The following is a 559-nucleotide window of genomic DNA, read 5'->3' as shown; positions in this document are numbered from 1 at the left end:
CGCTGGCTTTCAGACATCGCAAGCCCGCTGGCGCTGACCTTTACCCAACTGGCGATGAGCGCGCTGATGTTGCTGCCGCTGGGGCTGATGAACCTGCCCACCGCAACGGTCGAGATCGCCGGACTGGCCACCGCCAGCGCTGCCTTTTCGATGTTGGGCAACCTGCTTCTGCTCTATGCCTACCGCCGAGCCCCTGCCACGCGGCTTGCGCCCTTGGTCTATTTCCAACTCATCGCTGCCGTGCTCTTGGGGCTGTTCTTGTTCAACACCCTGCCCGATGCGCTGACATGGACCGGTCTGGCGGTGATCATCACCGCTGGCATCACCTCGGCCCGGCTACGCTGACCGCCACCCCCCGGCGGCCCGCAGCGCGGTCGAAGAGATATCCACCATCGGCACATTCACAAAACACCACGCAGGCGTTTCGGCATGGGCCAAAAGCTGACTGTTGCGCCCTGCGATCCGGTAGGGCGCATAAAGCGCTGCCGCCCGGCTCATGCGGGCCGAAATGCGTTGACCGGGCCGGGCCAGCACGCCAACCGGCACCGTCTGCATGATC

General features: G+C 64.8%; 1 protein-coding gene and 1 pseudogene. One reads left to right on the top strand and one right to left on the bottom strand.

Annotation, left to right across the window (positions count from 1 at the left end):
• Positions 1–345: EamA family transporter (locus tag Q7C20_RS27000; RefSeq protein WP_375071222.1), on the top strand; the 345-nt coding region annotated here is incomplete at its 5' end.
• Here Q7C20_RS27000 and Q7C20_RS26995 read toward each other — a convergent pair.
• Positions 337–559: pseudogene (locus Q7C20_RS26995) on the bottom strand (hypothetical protein); the annotation flags it as partial. The gene Q7C20_RS27000 and the pseudogene Q7C20_RS26995 sit on opposite strands and share 9 nt — an antisense overlap.

The organism is Pseudomonas sp. AMR01 (assembly GCF_041946035.1).
Lineage (GTDB): Bacteria > Pseudomonadota > Gammaproteobacteria > Pseudomonadales > Pseudomonadaceae > Aquipseudomonas > Aquipseudomonas antarctica_B.
This window is presented reverse-complemented; position numbering and strand designations above follow the sequence as displayed.